Source organism: Galbibacter orientalis DSM 19592, from assembly GCF_000260115.1.
GTDB lineage: Bacteria > Bacteroidota > Bacteroidia > Flavobacteriales > Flavobacteriaceae > Galbibacter > Galbibacter orientalis.
In genome coordinates, this window is sequence record NZ_JH651379.1 from 2,554,121 (window position 1) to 2,573,524 (window position 19,404).

Genomic DNA, 19,404 nt, shown 5'->3' on the forward strand with positions numbered 1-19,404 from the left:
ACAAAAAAATCTGACCTCGACTTTTAGAATATTTTAAGGATTGTAAATTTTCCCACTACTATGGTCTTTAGAAGCTCCCGTAATACTTTTCATACAATTCACTTCATCCCTTACTTTCAAGACGCCTAATAAACCAAAAATAATGGCTTCCTTAAACTCTATAGTATTATTATTAGGTAAAATTATTTCTGCATCACTCAAGGTCTTTAATTGTTCAATAAAAAAAGTATTGTAAGCGCCTCCTCCTGTTACCAAAACTCTTGCTGTTGGCTCCAAAACTTGAGCCACCTGAAAAGCTGTATGCGCTATATAAGTTCTTAAAATATCTTTTTCTGAAATTTTATAAGAATCAATTAAAGGGAGTACATCGCTTTCTACCCATTCAATTCCCAACGACTTTGGATATGGTTTTTTATAAAAAGCTAAACTATTTAACTCTTCAAGCAGTTCCTCATTAATATTACCTGATGCAGCAATCTTTCCGCCATCATCATAATCAAAACCTAATTTTGAGACGTAATGATTCAAAACATTATTCACAGCACAAATATCAAATGCCTTATAAACACCGTCCTTTTCTACGGAAACATTTGCAAACCCTCCTAAATTAAGGCAATAATTGTATTCCGAAAAAAGTAGCTTATCTCCAATTGGTACCAAGGGAGCTCCTTGCCCTCCAAGTTCTACATCCTCCACACGGAAATCGCATACTACTTTTTCGCCAACTTTCTCTGCTATAAAAGGTAAATTTCCTATTTGATAGGTCTGTCCTTCATCTGGTTTATGAAAAACGGTATGCCCATGAGAAGCAACAAAATCTATCGTCTCTATTTGTTTTTCCTTAATAAAGCCACAAATTATTTCAGCTAAAAAAACAGTGTATTCTTCGTCTAATTTCTGTAGATCAGAAGTATTTAAATGAATAGCATTTTTTAAACGTTTGCGTAAATTTTCTTCATAAGAAACTGTTTTAGAACTTCTTACAGAAAAACTCCACTCATCTTTCTTTTCAAAATAAACATTAACCAAATCGATTCCGTCCAATGATGTGCCAGACATCACTCCTATAACGTTGTAGTTTTCTTTTTTCATTAAGTGTAAAAATAAATAAGAATGATTGAAAATGTTACATTTTAAAATTATATTTGATGAATATTATAAAAATATCACAAAATAGGATGGATTTCAAACTTTCTGAAGAACAATTACTAATAAAAGAAGCTGCAAGGGATTTTGCTAAAACGGAATTATTACCTGGAGTCATCGAAAGAGACGAAAAGCAAGAATTCCCAACAGAGCAAGTCAAAAAAATGGCAGAACTTGGTTTTTTAGGAATGATGACTTCTCCCGAATATGGAGGTAGCGGAATGGATACCGTATCTTATGTTATGGTAATGGAAGAGCTTTCAAAAGTAGATGCATCTGCTTCTGTTATTGTAAGCGTAAATAACTCTTTAGTTTGTTGGGGATTAGAAAATTTCGGAACAGAAGAACAAAAGAAAAAATATTTAAAACCGCTAGCTTCCGGAGAAATTACCGGAGCCTTTTGCTTATCGGAACCTGAAGCAGGAAGTGACGCTACTTCACAAAAAACAACTGCTCTTGATAAAGGAGACCATTATATTGTTAATGGCACAAAAAACTGGATTACCAATGGAAATTCAGCAGCTGTTTATTTAGTAATAGCACAAACTCATCCAGAAAAAAAACACAAAGGCATTAATGCTTTAATTATTGAAAAAGGAATGCCTGGTTTTGAGATTGGTCCAAAAGAAAATAAATTAGGAATTAGAGGAAGCGATACACATTCTTTAATTTTTAACGATGTAAAAGTTCCCAAAGAAAATAGAATTGGCGAAGATGGTTTCGGATTCAAGTTTGCTATGAAAACGCTAGCAGGTGGAAGAATTGGAATTGCTGCTCAAGCGCTAGGAATTGCCTCTGGAGCGTATGAACTGGCAAAAGAATATTCTAAAGTAAGAAAGTCTTTCGGCACAGAAATATGCAACCATCAAGCAATTGCCTTTAAATTGGCAGATATGCATACCCAAATTGAAGCAGCAAGACACCTTGTTTTAAAAGCTGCTTGGGACAAAGACAATGGAAATGACTACGACTTATCTGGTGCGATGGCAAAATTATATGCCTCTCAAGTTGCCATGGATACCGCTACCGAAGCTGTACAAATACATGGTGGAAACGGTTTTGTAAAAGAATATCATGTAGAAAGACTGATGAGAGACGCCAAGATTACTCAAATTTACGAAGGCACTTCAGAGATTCAGAAAATAGTCATATCAAGAAGCATTCTAAACAACTAACCCTCTCTTTTAACACGCATTTCTATAATAGAAATGATAATATTACAATTACACCCCTATTTTTTTAGGGGTGTCTTTATTTTAAAACCTATTTTAAATACAACACCCCCTCTTTTTATTAAAAAAATATATTATTCCTACGACATATCCTTAAAATACCCTTAAAATTATAGGGATTAATAATTTTTTAGCCTTGAATTAACGATTTGATAATTTGCCCCACCTTAAAATCTCAATATTAGATTTTTCTCAAGCTTTAATTCTAAACACCGAATTAATTTCATTTTTTACTCAAAAACGTTGAATAATCGGCATCTTTCTTATTAGATTTGTGGAAACCACGTAATTATGAAGCCACAACAACAAGGACTATACTCTCCGGAGTTTGAACATGACAATTGCGGTGCAGGTTTTATCTGTAACCTAAATGGAGTAAGAACCAACGACATCATTCATAAAGCCCTCGATATTTTAATTCGTTTAGAACACAGAGGAGCTGTAAGTGCCGATGGTAAAACGGGAGATGGTGCAGGAATCCTAATAGAGATCCCTCATGCTTTTTTTAAACAAACATGTAAGTTTGAAATTCCCGAATCCAAAGAATATGCTGTAGGAATGTTATTCCTACCAAAATCTAAAAACCAATCTCAAATATGTATTAATCTTTTTGAGGAAAACATCAAAAAACAAGGTCTAAATATTATAGGCTGGCGCGATGTTCCTGTAGACCATAATTGTATTGGGAAAATAGCTGCTGAAACCGAACCTTTGGTAAAGCAGGTCTTTATTGGAAAAAACAACTTAGATCTTACGGAAGAAGAGTTTAATGCGAAGCTTTTTGCAGGAAGAAAAATAGCAGAACATGCTGTTTTAAATTCTAATCTTTCTGAGGCTGGCTATTTTTATTTTTCAAGCCTTTCAACCAACACAATTATATATAAAGGTTTATTAATGCCTCAAGACATTAGTACTTATTATAAGGATTTAATGCAACCAGAGGTAGTAACAAAACTAGCTTTAGTACACCAACGTTTCTCTACAAACACCTTCCCTACTTGGGATTTGGCTCAACCTTTCCGTTTAATGTGCCATAATGGTGAGATTAACACTCTTAGAGGTAACTTAAGTAGAATGAAAGCTAGAGAAGAGCTTTTTAAAACTGAAATCTTCGGAGAGAGCATTAAAGACATCCCTCCAATTGTTTTAGAAGGAAAATCGGATTCTGCTTCTATGGATATGGTATTAGAATTATTATTACAAACAGGAAGATCACTTCCTGAAGCAATGATGATGATGGTGCCAGAAGCATGGGAAAAACACCAGTCTATGACCGACTCCAAAAAGGCTTTTTACGAATACAACTCTTGTATTATGGAGCCTTGGGATGGTCCTGCTTCAATTCCTTTTACTGACGGAAATTATATCGGTGCTCTTTTAGACCGTAACGGTTTGAGACCTTCTCGATACACTGTTACTAAAGATGGGTACGTAATTATGTCTTCGGAAACTGGAGTTATAGATGTGGCTCCAGAAAATGTAGAACACCACGGCCGCTTAGAACCAGGAAGAATGTTTCTGGTAGACATGAATGAGGGACGTATTATTGGAGATGAAGAAGTAAAAGAAAGTATTGTTTCAAAAAGACCTTATAGAAAATGGCTAGATGAGAATCTTTTACAACTTTCCCAAATATCCTACACTGGAAATAAAACTCCTGTAGAAAAAGAGGATTTTATAACACGTCAAAAATTATTTGGATACACCAATGAAGATATCACAACCTTAATAACTCCAATGGCTACTTTAGGAAAAGAAGCCATCGGATCTATGGGAACCGATACTCCACTTGCTGTTTTATCGGATAAACCTCAATTACTTTTCAATTACTTTAAACAACTTTTCGCTCAGGTTACCAATCCGCCATTAGATGGGATTCGTGAAGAAATTGTAACCGATATTAGCTTGTCTATTGGAGGTGATAAAAATATCTTCGATATCATTCCTGAGCAATCTAAAAAACTGAAAATCCAGAATCCAGTAATCTCAAATGAAGATCTGGATAAGATTAAATATATTAACCACCCGGACTTTAAGGCCGTTTCAATTTCAATCCTTTATGATATTAATAAAGGGTTGAATGGCCTTGAAGCACGTTTAGACGAAATGGTGGACGAGATTTCTAATGCTATTGATGAAGGATGTAATATTATTATTCTTTCTGATAGAAATGTTTCGAGCAACATGGCTCCAATTCCATCAGCTTTAGCATGTTCTCATGTACACCATGGACTAAAGAAAAAAGAAAAGAGATCTTCCGTAGGAATTATTATTGAATCTGCGGAACCTAGAGAACCTCATCATTTTGCACTTTTATTTGGTTATGGCGCTAGCGCGATTAATCCATATATGGTAAACGAGATTATTGCAAAATTATCAGCAGAAGGAGAAATCAATATTTCTTTTGAAGAGGCAATTCTTAATTTTAACAAAGCTATCGGAAAAGGTATTGTTAAGATTATGAATAAAATTGGAATCTCAACTTTACATTCCTATAGAGGGGCTCAAATTTTTGAAGCTTTAGGATTAAATAAAAAATTTGTAAACAAATATTTCTGCAATACTACTAGTCGTATTGAAGGAATTGGGATTTATGAAATTGAAAAAGAAATTCAAAAGCGTGTTTCCAAAGCATACACTAGCAGCGAATCTTTAGCCGATTTAGATTTAGAAATTGGAGGAGATTACCGCTGGAGAAGAAATGGAGAACGCCATATGTTCAACCCAACTACTGTTGCTAAATTACAACAGGCTGTTAGAACAAATAAATTTGATAGCTACAAGGAATATTCTAAGATGATTAATGAGCAAACAGAGCGTTTGATGACACTTAGAGGGATGTTCAAGTTTAAAGAACTTAATCCAATTCCAATTGAAGAGGTAGAGCCTTGGACAGATATTGTTAAGCGTTTTAAAACTGGAGCCATGTCTTTTGGTTCAATTAGTAAAGAAGCGCATGAGAATTTAGCTATTGCCATGAATAGAATTCAAGGTAAAAGTAATTCTGGAGAAGGTGGAGAAGACCCAGACCGTTTCCATAAAGACCTTAATGGTAATTGGAGAAACAGTGCTATAAAGCAAGTTGCTTCTGGACGTTTTGGAGTTTCTATAAACTACCTTACCAACGCCAAAGAAATACAAATTAAAATGGCTCAGGGTGCTAAGCCTGGAGAAGGAGGACAATTACCTGGTCCAAAAGTAAATCCTTCTATTGCCAAAACTAGAAATTCCACTCCTTATGTTGGGTTAATATCACCACCTCCGCATCACGATATTTATTCTATTGAAGATTTAGCTCAGCTAATTTTCGATTTAAAAAATGCGAATCGTGAAGCTAGAGTAAACGTTAAGTTAGTATCAGAAGTAGGAGTAGGAACTATTGCTGCTGGAGTTGCCAAAGCAAAAGCAGATGTTGTTCTTATCTCTGGATTTGATGGAGGTACGGGGGCATCGCCACTTACCTCGCTTCGTCATGCAGGATTACCTTGGGAACTTGGGGTTGCAGAAGCACAGCAGACATTAGTCTTAAACGACCTTAGAGGACGTATAGTAATGGAATGCGACGGACAATTAAAAACGGGTCGAGATGTAGCTATTGCTTGTTTATTAGGTGCAGAAGAATTTGGTTTTGCTACGGCTCCACTTGTAGCATCTGGTTGTATTATGATGCGCGCTTGCCATTTAAATACATGTCCAGTTGGAATAGCAACTCAGGATCCTGAATTACGTAAAAACTTTAAAGGAACTCCTGAGCATGTTATTAATTTCATGTATTTTATTGCTCAAGAGTTACGTCAGATAATGGCCGACTTAGGATTCAAGTCTATTGAAGAAATGGTTGGACAGAGTCAGAAATTAGATATGAATAAAGCTATTGAGCATTACAAAGCGCAAGGAATAGACTTATCTAATATTTTATACAAACCTAGAGTTCCAGAGCATGTAAAACTTCATAATACAGAAAAACAAGACCATCAGTTAGAAGAAGTTTTAGATTTTGAAATTTTAAATCAAGCTCATCCAGCGGTTTACCGTAAGGAAAAAATGAGTTTAGATTTTCCAATAACAAACATCAATCGTACTACGGGAGCTATATTAAGTAATGAAATTTCTAAAATTCATGGAGAAGAAGGGCTTCCTGAAGATACATTAACATTAAATTTTGAAGGTTCTGCCGGACAAAGTTTTGGAGCATTTGCTACTAAAGGACTTACCTTAAAAGTAAATGGTAATACAAATGATTACTTTGGAAAAGGACTTTCTGGTGCCAAATTAATTGTAAAAGTACCTGAAAAAGCTACTTTTAAACCAGAAGAAAATGTAATTATTGGTAACGTTGCCATGTATGGTGCTGTTACTGGAGAAGCATATATTAACGGTATTGCTGGAGAACGTTTCTTAGTAAGAAACTCTGGAGCCAAAGCTGTTGTTGAAGGTATTGGAGACCACGGTTGTGAATACATGACAGGTGGGGTTGCAGTTATTCTTGGAAAAATAGGTAGAAACTTCGCTGCTGGAATGAGCGGTGGGGTAGCTTATATTTATAATCCAGATAACACCCTCGATACGAATAACTTTAATATGGAAATGGTTGAATTAGAAGATTTGTCTGATAATGACCAAATTCAATTACAAACCTTAATTAGCGAACATATTAAATACACCGATAGTCCACATGCAAAACGCATTATGGAAGATTGGGGTAAAAACAGCAAAAAGTTTGTAAAAGTAATGCCAACAGAATACAAAAAAGCATTAGAGATGCTGGCAAAACAAGAAAAAGAAGTAGAACAACTAACAACAGCATAAAATGGGAAAACTAAGAGGATTTTTAGAATACGAAAGACGCGGTGAAGATAGTATTGCTGTTGAAGAACGTGTTGAGAATTACAATGAGTTTACCAAAGAACTCGATACAAAAGAATTAAACGAACAAGGTGGCCGTTGTATGGATTGCGGAATCCCGTTCTGCCATAGTGGATGTCCGCTCGGGAATTTAATTCCCGACTTCAACGACGCCGTTTATAAAAACGATTGGAGCAAAGCGTTACGCCTACTCCATGCCACCAATAATTTTCCTGAGTTTACAGGGAGATTATGTCCAGCACCTTGTGAATCTGCATGTGTACTAGGAATTATCCAACCTCCTGTTTCTATTGAACTTATTGAAAAATATATTGTAGAACGTGGATTTAAAGAAGGATGGATTAAACCAAACCCACCAAAAAAACGCACAGGAAAAACAATTGCTGTTGTAGGTTCTGGACCATCTGGTTTAGCAGCTGCACAACAATTAAATCGTGCAGGACATACCGTAACTGTTTTTGAACGCGATAAAAAAGTTGGTGGCCTATTAAGATATGGAATTCCAGATTTTAAATTAGAAAAGAATGTTATAGATCGTCGTGTTGCTATTTTAGAAGCTGAAGGAATTGAGTTTAAAACAAACGTTCATGTAGGGAAAAACTACGATGCGGCACAACTAAACGATTTTGATGCTGTAGTACTTTGTGGTGGCGCTACGCAACGTAGAAAACTACCAATTCCAGGAGCGGAAGCAAATGGCGTTGTGCAAGCAATGGATTTCTTAAAAAGAAACAATCAGGTTGTAGACGGATTAGCAGAAACTACAGAATCTTTACATGCCGCTGGCAAAAATGTTATTGTTATTGGTGGAGGAGATACTGGGTCTGACTGTGTAGGAACTTCCAATCGTCATGGAGCAAAATCGGTTACTAACTTTGAGATTATGCCAATGCCTCCAGAATCTCGTTCAGAAGAAAATCCATGGCCTTTCTGGCCTTTTACCCTCAAAACAAGTTCTTCTCATGAGGAAGGTGTTGAGCGTAATTGGAGCATCTTAACAAAAGAATTTGTAAAAAATGAACAAGGAAATTTAACAGCTATTAAAACTGTTGAAGTTAAATGGGTTAAAATTCCAGGAGAGCGTCCACAACTTAAAGAAGTTGAAGGTTCTGAAAAAGAATGGCCTTGCGATTTAGCATTATTAGCTTTAGGATTTACAGGCCCAGAAGCTACTTTAAGCGAGCAATTAGGATTAAAAACTGATGAAAGAAGTAATATAAAAGGGAATAATTATCAAACCAATGTTCCTCATATTTTTACTGCTGGAGATATGCGCAGAGGACAATCGTTAATTGTTTGGGCTATTTCTGAAGGTAGAGAAGCAGCACATCATGTAGATAAATTTTTAATGGGATCTTCTTCACTTCCAGTAAAGGAAAAAGGAGATTTACCAGCAGCCTAGGTTATATATTTATTTAATTCCATTACGTGGTTTTGTCAATCAACTATCTCTAGGCAAAATCGAGATAGTAAGACAAAACAAATTTAACTCATTTCGGCACAGAGTGTCGGGGGATTAAATCCTTCATGAGAAATTAAAATAGCCGACTTCAATTTGAGGTCGGCTATTTTTATGCTATCTAATCGTTAAGGTTAATTTTCATTTTCGTATTTTCCCGAAAATTTTTTTCAATGCAAGAAACACCCATTTTTAGTAATGATACTATTGTATTCGGTATCATCATGTTATGTTTAGGATTTGTTTTTTTTACTTCAGCAATAAAAACTGGATTTTGGAACAAGTTCTATAAAATTGTCCCTTCCGTATTAATGTGTTATTTACTCCCTTCGTTATTTAATTCTTTTGGAGTTATTTCAGACGAAACTTCAAACTTATACTTTGTAGCAAGTAGATACCTACTTCCAGCATCATTAGTTTTAATGACGCTAAGTATTGACCTAAAAGCGGTTTTTAATTTGGGTCCAAAAGCATTAATCATGTTTTTTACTGGAACTATAGGAATTGTTATCGGAGGACCGCTTGCCATTCTTTTAATTTCCACTATTTCTCCAGATACTGTTGGAGGCGTTGGGCCAGATGCCGTTTGGCGAGGCCTTGCAACGCTAGCTGGTAGTTGGATTGGTGGAGGTGCAAATCAAGCCGCTATGCTTGAAATTTTTAAATACAATCCTGAAAAATATGGAGGAATGGTATTAGTAGATATTGTGGTAGCCAATCTGTGGATGGCAATTGTATTACTAGGTGTTGGAAAAAGTAATAAAATTGACAACTGGTTAAAGGCAGACAATAGCGCTATTGAGGAGCTAAAAAATAAAATGCAAGCCTTTGCCGATAAAGTAACTCGTATTCCATCATTAACAGATTACATAATGATTCTCTCCATTGCATTTGTTGCGGTAGGGATTGCACACTTTGGTGCTACTAATATTTCAGATTTTTTAACAGGAAACTTTGAAGCCGTAAGCGATAAAAAAAGTGCCTTGTCTTCTTTTGGATCACAATTTTTTTGGATGATTACCATTGCCACACTAATTGGTATCGGACTCTCATTTACAAAATTCAAAAACTACGAAGGTGCTGGTGCGAGTAAATTTGGCTCTATTTGTATCTATATTTTGGTTGCCACTATTGGAATGAAGATGAATATCTTTACCATTTTTGAAAATCCGGGACTTATTGCAATTGGTTTAGTATGGATGACCATTCACGCTTTATTACTAATAATAGTTGCAAAAATAATTAAAGCTCCCTACTTCTTTTTAGCAGTTGGAAGTCAGGCAAATGTTGGAGGAGCTGCTTCTGCTCCAGTAGTTGCTGCAGAGTTTCACCCTTCTTTAGCTACTGTAGGTGTTCTATTGGCTGTATTTGGATATGCTGTTGGAACCTATGGTGCTATTTTTTGCGCTTATTTAATGGAATTAGCTTCAAAAGTGTAGCAATTTTTAGTAGAATTATGCATATTTGCCCTTCAGAAAAAAACAACTTATGTACAAATTATTAGTACCCACTTTAATAGCCTTAATCCTTGTTTCTTGCGGAAAAGGAAATGACAATATGATTGTTAACGGAAACGTAGAAGGTTTGCGTAAAGGAACTATTTATTTTCAGAAATTAGAAGATAGTACAATGGTAACTTTAGACTCTATAAAAATAGACGGGAAATCCGATTTTAGTTTTTCAACCACTATTGAAAGTCCAGAAGTTTTTACCTTATACCTTGATAAAAATGATGGTAATCTTTTAAACGATCGTCTTGATTTTTTTGGAGAACCTGGAACAATCACCATAAAAACTACAAGAGATTATTTTGCTCCTGAAGCTAAAATTGAAGGCTCTGAGAGTCAGAAAACATGGGAAGAATACAAAAGTATCCTTTCAAAATTTTCTACTAAAAACTTAGAGCTTATAAAAGAAACGTTACAGGCAACTAAAGATGGGAAAATGGAAATTGCAGATTCTCTAAAACAAGTTTCTCAAAGAAATTCGACTCGTAGTTACCTTTACACGCTTAATTTTATTCTTAACAATAAGGATTCTTACACGGCTCCTTATATAACACTTGCCAATGCTTACAACACCAATGTTAAATATTTAGATTCTATAAACAACTCCTTAACACCAGAAGTTGCCGATTCTAAATATGGTAAAATGTTGGCTGAATACATTAAAGAAATAAAAGAAAATTCTACTACAGCAGCAAAAGACTCTATTAAATAATTACTGTATATATATTTTTTATCATTAATGTCCGAGTAAAAATACAAGACCGCTTCGCTGTAAGAAAAAAGAACAAAGACTAAATCTTAACTATTATAAAATGAGTAGTTTAAAGAAGTTACATTGTTAAAATTTTCTTTTTCATTCATTTTTATTAATAGCAAGGGAGCTATATAAGTAGAGCTCAATAAATTTTGTTAACCTTTATCGGACAACAATAATTTTTTATAGAAGAGGTTGGCAAATTATTTTAGCCAACCTTTTTTTATGGAACTGTTTGTAAAAGCTATTAAAAAAGCAGCTATTAAAACCACTAATGCAGGTAAAATATAAGCCGTATTCCCTAAAGCTTCTGGAGTTTTAACTACAAACAAGCTATAGCCCATTTGAATAATAATAGCTATAAGGGAAATTACAAACATAGGTTTTGCCCATTTCTTTTTTAACAGCAAAGCAAAACTCCCTAGCACCCCAGAAAAAACGGCAATTCCATAAATAAATTTTGCCCAGAGCGGATTGTTTTCATACATGGCTCTTTGGGGTTCGGGCATAGCTTCTAATGCTTCTGGTGTTACACTAATATCTGCTATAAAAGCTCCTACTCCCATTAAATTCCAAAACAATGCAAGAATAGTGATAAGCCAAAACCACCACGGAATTTTAGTTGATAATTGCGTGTCCATAATAAGTTTAGTTAGTTATAAGTCTTATAAATTTAAGAAATAAAACGCAAACTTAAATTGCCTATTTTAAAACAACGAAAAAACTTTTTAGTCCCATAAGGATACTTTGCACTGCATAAGCCGCTAAAATAAGTCCCATAACCTTACTAATTACAGAAATACCATACTCTCCAATTCTCTTTTGAATATGATTAGCTCCAAGTAAGAAAACGCAGGTTATTCCAATAACTAATAATACTAGAATAGAAGTTATTATTTGCTGTTGAATAGTGTAGATATGGTTATCTGTCATTAACACCACCGCCATAATTGCTCCAGGCGAAGCAATTGAAGGTATTGCTATTGGAAAGATAGTAACATGTTTATAATCTTTTATTGATTCTTTTTCTGAGGAAGGTTTACCTTCTCCAAAAATCATAGTAAGTGCAAATAAAAATAAAATAACTCCTCCAGAAATCTGAAAAGCATCTAAAGACACTTTCATTCCTTCCAAAATAAATTGCCCAATAACAATAAAGAACAACAGAATAAAGAACGCTACTACGCTTGCACGCATAGCTATTTTCTTTTTTTCAGCCAAATCAAACGACTTTGTTGCCTCCAAATACACTGGAACAGAACCAAATGGATCGATTACGGCAAATAAAAATAATATAGTAGTTATAATCTCCTGCATTTATAATAAATCTTAGTGTGCTAAATATACGTAGAAGATTTTTTACAGAACTCCCTAAAAAATAAAGATTTTAATTCAACCAGTTCTTTTTTATACTGAAGTTTGAAAAGAATACGTGAAAAACACCAGCAAGAATAATAAAAACAGGGAGAATTACAGATTCGGGACTGAAAGACTCTAATGAAGTTACCCCTATTAAACTATATATCATTTGAATTAAGATAGCCACCAGAGAAAGTACAAATAAGGGTCTTGACCACTTTTTACGCAATAATAAACCTATACTTCCAATAACTCCAGACAATACAGCTACAGCATATACAACTTCCATCCAAGAGGGATAAGAAAGTAAGAGTTCTTTTTCTGAAATTGGAAGCGCCAACAAGGAAGCTTGAGTCATGCTTATTTGTCCTATAAAAGCTCCCAGCCCCATTAAATTCCAAATAAGTGCAAATATAGAAACTATCCAAAACCAAATTGGAAGACTTAAAACAGCTTTACGAGTCATAATCTATTAAATTTTAGCTTATTACACCTCTAATATACACTTTATATAAGGATTTCTAAAGTGTTAAAATTACTGACTCTATTTTTATCATTTATGTCCGAGTAAAATACAAGACCGCTTCGCTGTATGAACAAAGAGGCAAGAGGCAAGAGACAAGAGACAAGAGGCAAGAGACAAGAGACAAAGAGACAAAGAGACAAGAGACAGGAGACAAGAGACAAAGAGACAGGAGACAGGAGACAAGAGACAAAGAGACAGGAGACAGGAGGCAAGAGACAGGAGATAGGAGATAGAAAACAAGAAACAAGAGATATGTATATCCCTAAATAGAGTTGACCGTTTTTATTTAATTTCCATTATCAAAAATGTAGAATTCTTCTTATTCAGATTAACCACAATTTTTACATAAACACAACAATTGGGAATGATCCACTTTTTTATGAAAGGAAACTACTATTGTATTTATACCCATAAAAAAAGCCTCTTCATTTTTGAAGAGGCTTTAGAGCCGATAGAGGGACTCGAACCCACGACCTGCTGATTACAAATCAGCTGCTCTAGCCAGCTGAGCTACATCGGCGTTTCCCTTAAAAAGTGCGCAAATATAATTCTCAAAATTATACTTGCAAACTTTTTTAAAAGAAATTTTTGATTTTTTTTAGATTAAGCCGCTGACAATTTATTCAGCTTTTCAACTAAAGAAGAAGCTTTCTCTTCAAGCTCTTTGTTAACTTGCTTTAAATGAGCTTTTCTATTATCTACATCTTTATTATTAACCTTTACGATTAACTCATCAAAAGTAGCAATTGCTTCATCTATAATTTTATCACCTTCTTTAGAATTTGGTGTATTGGTACTTATTTCCCAAATGTAAACAGCTTCAATAATATCTCCTAAAACGAAGTTTATATCTCTCTTTAAATCTCTTATACTAGCCATACTATTTTATTTTAGCTGCAAAAGTACAGCATTTTTATAAATGTACCTCCAAAATTTTAGCATCCTTAGCACTAATACTAATTTCATTGATTGTGGCTGGAATGAGGATTGTTTCTCCTTGTGCTAACTTCTCTATATTTTCTCCGACTTTAATTTGCGCTTGTCCGTCCACACAAATATAAATAGTAAAAGAATCTCTATTAACTAATTGCTTTACAAAGGTTCCTACAACATTTAAATAATTGGTAATAAAATAATCACAAGTCACCATATTATTAGACGAATTATACTCCGTACCATAGTTAACCTTAAAATCGTCTTTCTTCTGATAATCGATTGCGTCTACTGCCAATTCGGTATGCAATTCTCGTGTATTCCCATCTTTATCTTTACGTTCATAATCATAAATTCGATACGTAACATCTGATGTTTGCTGAATTTCTGCCAATAGAATTCCTGCTCCAATTGCATGAACTTTTCCTGTATTGATAAAATAGGTGTCGCCTGCTTTAACTTCTTCTTGATTTAAAATCTCAAGTAATTGTCCGTTTTCTAAGTGTTCTAAATATTCTTCTTTCGTCAAAGTTTCTTTAAAACCAACAATCAATTTAGAACCTGGATCGGCTTGCATAACATGCCACATTTCTGTTTTTCCGAAGGAATTATGCCTTTCTTTTGCCAAGGCATCATTAGGGTGAAGCTGTACAGATAAATCTAATTTTGCATCTATAAACTTAATCAAGATTGGAAATTTACTCCCGAAACGTTTGTAAACAGAAGCTCCTAAAAGTTCCTCTTTATAAGTATCTATTAATTCTTGAAGTGTTTTTCCTTGTAATTCTCCATTGCTAGCAACAGAAACATTTCCTTCTACTCCAGACAGCTCCCAACTTTCTGAGGCTGTAGTTGTTTTTACATCCTTCTGAAGGACTTCTTTTAATTTGTTTCCTCCCCATAAATACTCTTTATAAATAGGAATAAACTTTAATGGGTATAAATTCATTTTTATATAAACGCTTTATTAATAATTATTAAGCCCCTGTATAGGTAACATAATTTCTTGGTGTTTCATATAGCACAACCTCCAATTCAAATTCCTCTAAAAAAGGTTTTAACCGATTGTAGATTACTATAGCTATATTTTCTACGGTTGGATTTAAGGTTTTAAATTCTGGAACTTCAATATTAAGATTTTTATGATCTAAATGATCTTCAACTTCTCTTTCGATAAGCTCTTTTAATATTTTTAAGTCGATTACAAATCCAGTTTCAGGATCAATTTCTCCTTTTACACTTACAATTAAATCGTAGTTATGACCGTGATAATTAGGATTGCTGCATTTTCCAAATACAGCTTTATTTTTATCGTCGTCCCAATCTGGACGAAACAATCTATGAGCTGCATTAAAATGAGCTTTTCTACTAACTTTTAAGTTCATCTGTTACTATTTATTGTTTTTCAATGGTCAGCTATAATGCTCTTGACTATCATAATTGGTTGGTTTCCAAATTTGTTAATAGGCATTTCATGATATAGCACTAGATTGTTCTTCAATATGAAGGTAGAATTTTTCAAATATTATTTTAAACCAAGCTGTATACTCATCAGGATTAACCTGCATATCTTTTTTAATATCTTTTAAAGACATCCATTTCCAGCTTGCTACTTCATCAGGATTAATTTTTGGTTCTTCATTATACTTACCTACCAAAATATGATCGTATTCATGTTCTGTTAATCCATTATCAAAAGGAGCATGGTATATAAATGACAAAACTTCTTCAAGGTCTGTAGCAAACCCCATTTCTTCTTGCAAACGACGTTTTCCTGCTTCAATATTACTTTCTCCTTCTCTTTGGTGACTGCAACAGGTATTTGTCCACAAGCCTGGAGAATGGTATTTATGAGCCGCACGTTGTTGAACCATGGTTTCCCCAGCATCATTAAAGACAAAAACTGAAAAAGCTCTATGAAGCAGCGCTTTTTCATGTGCTTCAATCTTTTCCATTAATCCAATTTGCTGATCATTTGCATCAACCAAAATAACTTTTTCTTTTTCCATTTAGCATTTTTCTTTCAAAGGATGATTGGTTTCTTTTCAATCTGCCGTAAAATAGCACAACAAATCTACAAAAATGGTTAACCATATCATAAAACAAAAAATCCCACTTGTTGTGAGATTTTTCAGCTAAACCCTTTTTAGAGTTTTTCTTTATAGTAACGCTATATTATTTTAAATTGAAGCAATCATTAATTTCATCTAAAATCAACTACCCCGGAGCAAAATCACAAGGTATTCAAACGCAGAGTCCAATGGTAAGTCCGGAACAGGCTTTGAAGCATTATACCCTCTGTATGGGATTAAAAAGTTACACCTTATTACTTAGAAAAATCTTGGAGCAGTAACTCTTCTGTAATTTCTAGAAAACTCATATCTAAGGAAAATTTCCATAGTTCCATTATTAAACTGAGTTCCTCCTAATGCTGTTACTTCTCGGTCATAAGCCATTCCAATAGCTAAAGATTCGTTTAACTGAAAAGCAATCATAGCGGTTACTGCTGCATCCAATCTGTATCCTACACCAAAAGAAACACTTTCGTTATACATAAAATTAGCAGATACATCTACTTGCAAGGGTGCTCCAGAAACATATTTGGTCAATACTGTAGGCTTAAATTGCCAATCATAATTTAAATCAAAAACATAGCCCCCCATTAAATAATAATGAATTCTAGAAGTAGCCACGTAAGACGTGCTACTATTGGAATTGTTAGATTCATCAAAATACTCTGTAGTAAGCATATTAGGAACAGAAAGTCCAACATAATATTTATCGGCATGGTAATAAATTCCAGCCCCTATATTTGGCGAGAACTTATTATCGATATTGTTTTGTCCTGTAAGTTCCACATCATCATATTGATTAAGCTTTGTAAAATCAATATTCAATAAGCTACCTCCCACTTTCAATCCAAAAGATAAATTCCCTTGGTAGGAAGTTTGGATAGTGTATGAAATATTCGCATCAAAAAAGGTTTCTTGAGTAACCCCTTCACCTAATTTATCATTAATTATAGACAAGCCAACTCCTAATCTACTATCTCTAATTGGCGAATGCACATTAAGCGTTTGCGTTTGTGGCGCGCCATCTAAACCTAACCATTGATTACGGTATAAAGCTGTAGCACTAAGCATTCCTCTACTCCCCGCATAGGCAGGATTTATGCTCATGGTATTATACATATATTGAGTATACTGCGCATCTTGCTGTGAATAAACAGAATTTAATGCCGTAAGAATAAACAACACTATTAAAAAATTATTACGCTTCAAATTGTTCATCTCCTAATAATTGATATATAAATATCCAGCTGTACTCTTTGTGGTTTGGTCTTTAACATATTCTATTGCATAATAATATGTTCCAACTGGTAATTTATTATTTTGACCTATGGTAACTCTCCCCTGTGAATACCCGTTAAAATGATTAGTACTCTGTCCATAACCTTCCGTTTCGAAGACTAATACTCCCCATCTATTAAAAATCTTAACTGAGTTTTGAGGATATAATTCAATCCCACCAATTTTGAAAAAATCGTTTCTTCCATCTCCATTAGGCGATACTAATTGATGAATTTGCAAATCTTCTTCTGGTGCTGGTGGCGGAGGTGGAGCTGGGTTTAATGGCTCTGCATTTACAGTTATAAAACCTCTTTCAAAATTAATACTTCCATCGGAATGGATAACATCTACTACATAACTAAAAACATCTTGTCCTTCATAATTTGCATCAACAACATATGAAATTGTGTTGTCAGAATTTATAGTAGCAACACCATTTCCAGGCGTCCCTATACTTGAAATAACTAAGTTTGAATTTTCATTGAAAGCATCGTTTTCTAAAACATTAAAAATTACTTCTGAAGGATTTGAAGAGTCAACATAATATAAATCGTCTACCACATCTACCACAGCATTCACTTTTATGAGAACAGTAGCTGAAGAAGACTCCATTACCCCATCAATATTTGTATAATTTATACTATACTCAAAAGTATCGTTTCCTACAAAATCGGACTCGGGAGTATAAGTAATTGTATTATCAGCATTTTTAATTGCTGTTCCGTAAATTGGGGTATCAACTTCTATTGAAAAATTTGAAACCCAATCAACATTATCATTATCCAAAACCTTAATAGTAATTACTGTATCTTCATCTGTAGTTACATTATCATTTTCAGCAATATCATCTCTATCGTCATTTCCATCACTTACATCAACATGAACCGTTGCAGTATCAAAACCACCATTCCCATCTGATACAGTATAAGTAAAGCTATCCTCTCCTACAAAACCTGGTTCCGACGTATAAATAAGCGTTGTATTATCATTAGGATTAAACTCTACAAGTCCGTGTGCAGGCAACACATAGTCGTAAATAGACAAGGCGTCTCCATCTGGGTCTGTATCGTTTATCAGCACGTCCATAATCAATGATTCTCCATCAAACACATAAAAATCGTCCACAGCAACTGGGGCATCGTTGGCTGAATTATCTGTAACTTCAACTATTGTAACTCTAACTACAGCTGTAGTTTGGTTTCCATTAGCATCTGTTAGCGTATAACTAAAACGGTCATTTCCATTAAAACTTGGATTTGGGATATATTCAAATACTCCATCAGAAACTTCTACAACAGTTCCGTTACTTGCATCTGTATTATATTGATAATCATTTCCGCTACTTCCAGCCGCTCCAATATTATCATTCTCCCTTACATCTATTTGATTTGATACCCCAGGACTGCTATCTTCCAAAACTTCCAAACTATCATCTTCAGCATACAAAGCATTGATGGTAATTGTAGCAGTATCTGTCATAGGTGAACCATCGGTATTTAAAACCGATAACGAATAGGTAAATTCATCTTGCCCTTTAAAATTACTCCCTGGAATATAGGTAATGGTGTCATCACTTGGATTCTCTGATGTTTCATTTTGATTAAGTACAACCGTTCCATATTGTGCTTTTGTTACTTCTATTACCCCAATAGTTGGAATATCAGAATCGTTCTCCAGCATATTAATAGTAGTTCCTGTAGTTGCTACGGAAGCTACTACATCGTCCACCAATTGGAATTCATTTCTAAGGCAAACTACGGTAAAAGTAGGTAGTTGTTTAGCACTCCCCCCCTTTTGAAGCGTAGCTATATATTCAATATATGTAGTCCCTGCTTTTACGGTAGGCGAAAGTCCGCTAAGACCTTCATTCCAAGTTACTGCTGCATTAGTTCCAACACTACCCGCTACATTTAATGTAACCTCATTGGCTGGAGAATTGCAATACGTAACTACAAAATATGAAGTAGCATTTTTACCACATTTAGTACCATCGTAAGTAGCGTAATAAACACCTGGAATTTTTACCTCCAGAAGGTGGTCTCCATCTTGAGAAGAAGGTAACCATACAGCGTCTCCTCCATTTTCTTCCATTCCATCCTGCACATACCATTTATAATTACTAATAACTCCATTTTCGACACTTGTTTTTGGAGCTTCCAATATAAATTGTGCCTGCATTTGGAATGTCAGCAATAAAAATAAGCCGAACAAAAACTGTTTGATATGTATATTTTGATATTTCAAAATGATTTTTTTTAGATTTTTATCAAA

Annotated in this window: 15 protein-coding genes and 1 tRNA gene; 5 read left to right on the top strand and 11 right to left on the bottom strand. The window is 34.4% G+C overall.

Going from position 1 to position 19,404, the window contains the following annotated elements; translation table 11 throughout:
• Positions 1-33: 33 nt before the first annotated feature.
• Positions 34-1,092: an anhydro-N-acetylmuramic acid kinase gene (locus tag JOOMADRAFT_RS11255; RefSeq protein ID WP_008613474.1), complete on the bottom strand. Its 1,059-nt coding sequence runs from the start codon at positions 1,090-1,092 to the stop codon at positions 34-36.
• 86 nt (positions 1,093-1,178) lie between these two features.
• Here JOOMADRAFT_RS11255 and JOOMADRAFT_RS11260 point away from each other — a divergent pair, with 86 nt between their 5' ends.
• From JOOMADRAFT_RS11260 to JOOMADRAFT_RS11280, 5 genes are all read left to right on the top strand, one after another.
• A complete protein-coding gene (locus tag JOOMADRAFT_RS11260) occupies positions 1,179-2,321 on the top strand; it encodes an acyl-CoA dehydrogenase (protein ID WP_040880065.1) in 1,143 nt (380 codons plus the stop codon).
• A gap of 348 nt (positions 2,322-2,669) precedes the next feature.
• Positions 2,670-7,187 carry a glutamate synthase large subunit gene (gene gltB / locus JOOMADRAFT_RS11265; RefSeq protein WP_008613477.1) on the top strand — a complete coding sequence of 1,506 codons (4,518 nt, stop codon included), beginning with the start codon at positions 2,670-2,672 and terminating at the stop codon, positions 7,185-7,187.
• 1 nt (position 7,188) lies between these two features.
• The gene (locus JOOMADRAFT_RS11270) at positions 7,189-8,646 is read left to right on the top strand and encodes a glutamate synthase subunit beta (RefSeq protein WP_008613478.1); all 1,458 of its coding nucleotides are present in this window, start codon (positions 7,189-7,191) and stop codon (positions 8,644-8,646) included.
• A gap of 230 nt (positions 8,647-8,876) precedes the next feature.
• Positions 8,877-10,142: a DUF819 family protein gene (locus JOOMADRAFT_RS11275; RefSeq protein WP_008613480.1), complete on the top strand. Its 1,266-nt coding sequence runs from the start codon at positions 8,877-8,879 to the stop codon at positions 10,140-10,142.
• A gap of 49 nt (positions 10,143-10,191) precedes the next feature.
• Positions 10,192-10,923, top strand: a complete 732-nt coding sequence (locus JOOMADRAFT_RS11280) for a DUF4369 domain-containing protein (protein WP_008613482.1) — start codon at positions 10,192-10,194, stop codon at positions 10,921-10,923.
• A 245-nt stretch (positions 10,924-11,168) separates the two neighbouring features.
• Here the strand turns inward: JOOMADRAFT_RS11280 and JOOMADRAFT_RS11285 are convergent, their stop codons facing one another.
• The 10 genes from JOOMADRAFT_RS11285 to JOOMADRAFT_RS11335 form a co-directional block, all read right to left on the bottom strand.
• The gene (locus tag JOOMADRAFT_RS11285; RefSeq protein WP_008613484.1) at positions 11,169-11,606 is read right to left on the bottom strand and encodes a hypothetical protein; all 438 of its coding nucleotides are present in this window, start codon (positions 11,604-11,606) and stop codon (positions 11,169-11,171) included.
• A 61-nt stretch (positions 11,607-11,667) separates the two neighbouring features.
• Positions 11,668-12,282: a MarC family protein gene (locus JOOMADRAFT_RS11290; RefSeq protein WP_008613486.1), complete on the bottom strand. Its 615-nt coding sequence runs from the start codon at positions 12,280-12,282 to the stop codon at positions 11,668-11,670.
• Positions 12,283-12,352: 70 nt separating this feature from the next.
• The gene (locus tag JOOMADRAFT_RS11295; RefSeq protein WP_008613487.1) at positions 12,353-12,790 is read right to left on the bottom strand and encodes a hypothetical protein; all 438 of its coding nucleotides are present in this window, start codon (positions 12,788-12,790) and stop codon (positions 12,353-12,355) included.
• Positions 12,791-13,296: 506 nt separating this feature from the next.
• Positions 13,297-13,370, bottom strand: a tRNA-Thr gene (locus JOOMADRAFT_RS11305).
• 83 nt (positions 13,371-13,453) lie between these two features.
• Complete coding sequence (locus JOOMADRAFT_RS11310) at positions 13,454-13,729, bottom strand: hypothetical protein (protein ID WP_008613489.1); 276 nt, start codon at positions 13,727-13,729, stop codon at positions 13,454-13,456.
• Positions 13,730-13,763: 34 nt separating this feature from the next.
• Positions 13,764-14,732 carry a type I phosphomannose isomerase catalytic subunit gene (locus JOOMADRAFT_RS11315; protein ID WP_008613491.1) on the bottom strand — a complete coding sequence of 323 codons (969 nt, stop codon included), beginning with the start codon at positions 14,730-14,732 and terminating at the stop codon, positions 13,764-13,766.
• Between the two features lie 28 nt (positions 14,733-14,760).
• Positions 14,761-15,168, bottom strand: a complete 408-nt coding sequence (locus JOOMADRAFT_RS11320; RefSeq protein ID WP_008613493.1) for a 6-pyruvoyl trahydropterin synthase family protein — start codon at positions 15,166-15,168, stop codon at positions 14,761-14,763.
• A gap of 87 nt (positions 15,169-15,255) precedes the next feature.
• Positions 15,256-15,792, bottom strand: coding sequence for an isopentenyl-diphosphate Delta-isomerase (gene idi / locus JOOMADRAFT_RS11325; RefSeq protein ID WP_008613494.1), 537 nt, complete (start codon positions 15,790-15,792; stop codon positions 15,256-15,258).
• A 321-nt stretch (positions 15,793-16,113) separates the two neighbouring features.
• Complete coding sequence (locus JOOMADRAFT_RS11330; RefSeq protein ID WP_040879694.1) at positions 16,114-17,073, bottom strand: PorP/SprF family type IX secretion system membrane protein; 960 nt, start codon at positions 17,071-17,073, stop codon at positions 16,114-16,116.
• Between the two features lie 3 nt (positions 17,074-17,076).
• Positions 17,077-19,377 (bottom strand): Ig-like domain-containing protein, encoded by a 2,301-nt coding sequence (locus JOOMADRAFT_RS11335; protein WP_008613497.1) that lies wholly within the window; start codon positions 19,375-19,377, stop codon positions 17,077-17,079.
• Positions 19,378-19,404 lie beyond the last annotated feature (27 nt).

What these genes read in the sequence shown, in the direction of transcription:
- JOOMADRAFT_RS11255 (WP_008613474.1), bottom strand. Translation starts at nt 1,092, where the DNA reads ATGAAAAAAGAAAACTACAACGTTATAGGAGTGATGTCTGGCACATCA.
- JOOMADRAFT_RS11260 (WP_040880065.1), top strand. Translation starts at nt 1,179, where the DNA reads ATGGATTTCAAACTTTCTGAAGAACAATTACTAATAAAAGAAGCTGCA.
- gltB (WP_008613477.1), top strand. Translation starts at nt 2,670, where the DNA reads ATGAAGCCACAACAACAAGGACTATACTCTCCGGAGTTTGAACATGAC.
- JOOMADRAFT_RS11270 (WP_008613478.1), top strand. Translation starts at nt 7,189, where the DNA reads ATGGGAAAACTAAGAGGATTTTTAGAATACGAAAGACGCGGTGAAGAT.
- JOOMADRAFT_RS11275 (WP_008613480.1), top strand. Translation starts at nt 8,877, where the DNA reads ATGCAAGAAACACCCATTTTTAGTAATGATACTATTGTATTCGGTATC.
- JOOMADRAFT_RS11280 (WP_008613482.1), top strand. Translation starts at nt 10,192, where the DNA reads ATGTACAAATTATTAGTACCCACTTTAATAGCCTTAATCCTTGTTTCT.
- JOOMADRAFT_RS11285 (WP_008613484.1), bottom strand. Translation starts at nt 11,606, where the DNA reads ATGGACACGCAATTATCAACTAAAATTCCGTGGTGGTTTTGGCTTATC.
- JOOMADRAFT_RS11290 (WP_008613486.1), bottom strand. Translation starts at nt 12,282, where the DNA reads ATGCAGGAGATTATAACTACTATATTATTTTTATTTGCCGTAATCGAT.
- JOOMADRAFT_RS11295 (WP_008613487.1), bottom strand. Translation starts at nt 12,790, where the DNA reads ATGACTCGTAAAGCTGTTTTAAGTCTTCCAATTTGGTTTTGGATAGTT.
- JOOMADRAFT_RS11310 (WP_008613489.1), bottom strand. Translation starts at nt 13,729, where the DNA reads ATGGCTAGTATAAGAGATTTAAAGAGAGATATAAACTTCGTTTTAGGA.
- JOOMADRAFT_RS11315 (WP_008613491.1), bottom strand. Translation starts at nt 14,732, where the DNA reads ATGAATTTATACCCATTAAAGTTTATTCCTATTTATAAAGAGTATTTA.
- JOOMADRAFT_RS11320 (WP_008613493.1), bottom strand. Translation starts at nt 15,168, where the DNA reads ATGAACTTAAAAGTTAGTAGAAAAGCTCATTTTAATGCAGCTCATAGA.
- idi (WP_008613494.1), bottom strand. Translation starts at nt 15,792, where the DNA reads ATGGAAAAAGAAAAAGTTATTTTGGTTGATGCAAATGATCAGCAAATT.
- JOOMADRAFT_RS11330 (WP_040879694.1), bottom strand. Translation starts at nt 17,073, where the DNA reads ATGAACAATTTGAAGCGTAATAATTTTTTAATAGTGTTGTTTATTCTT.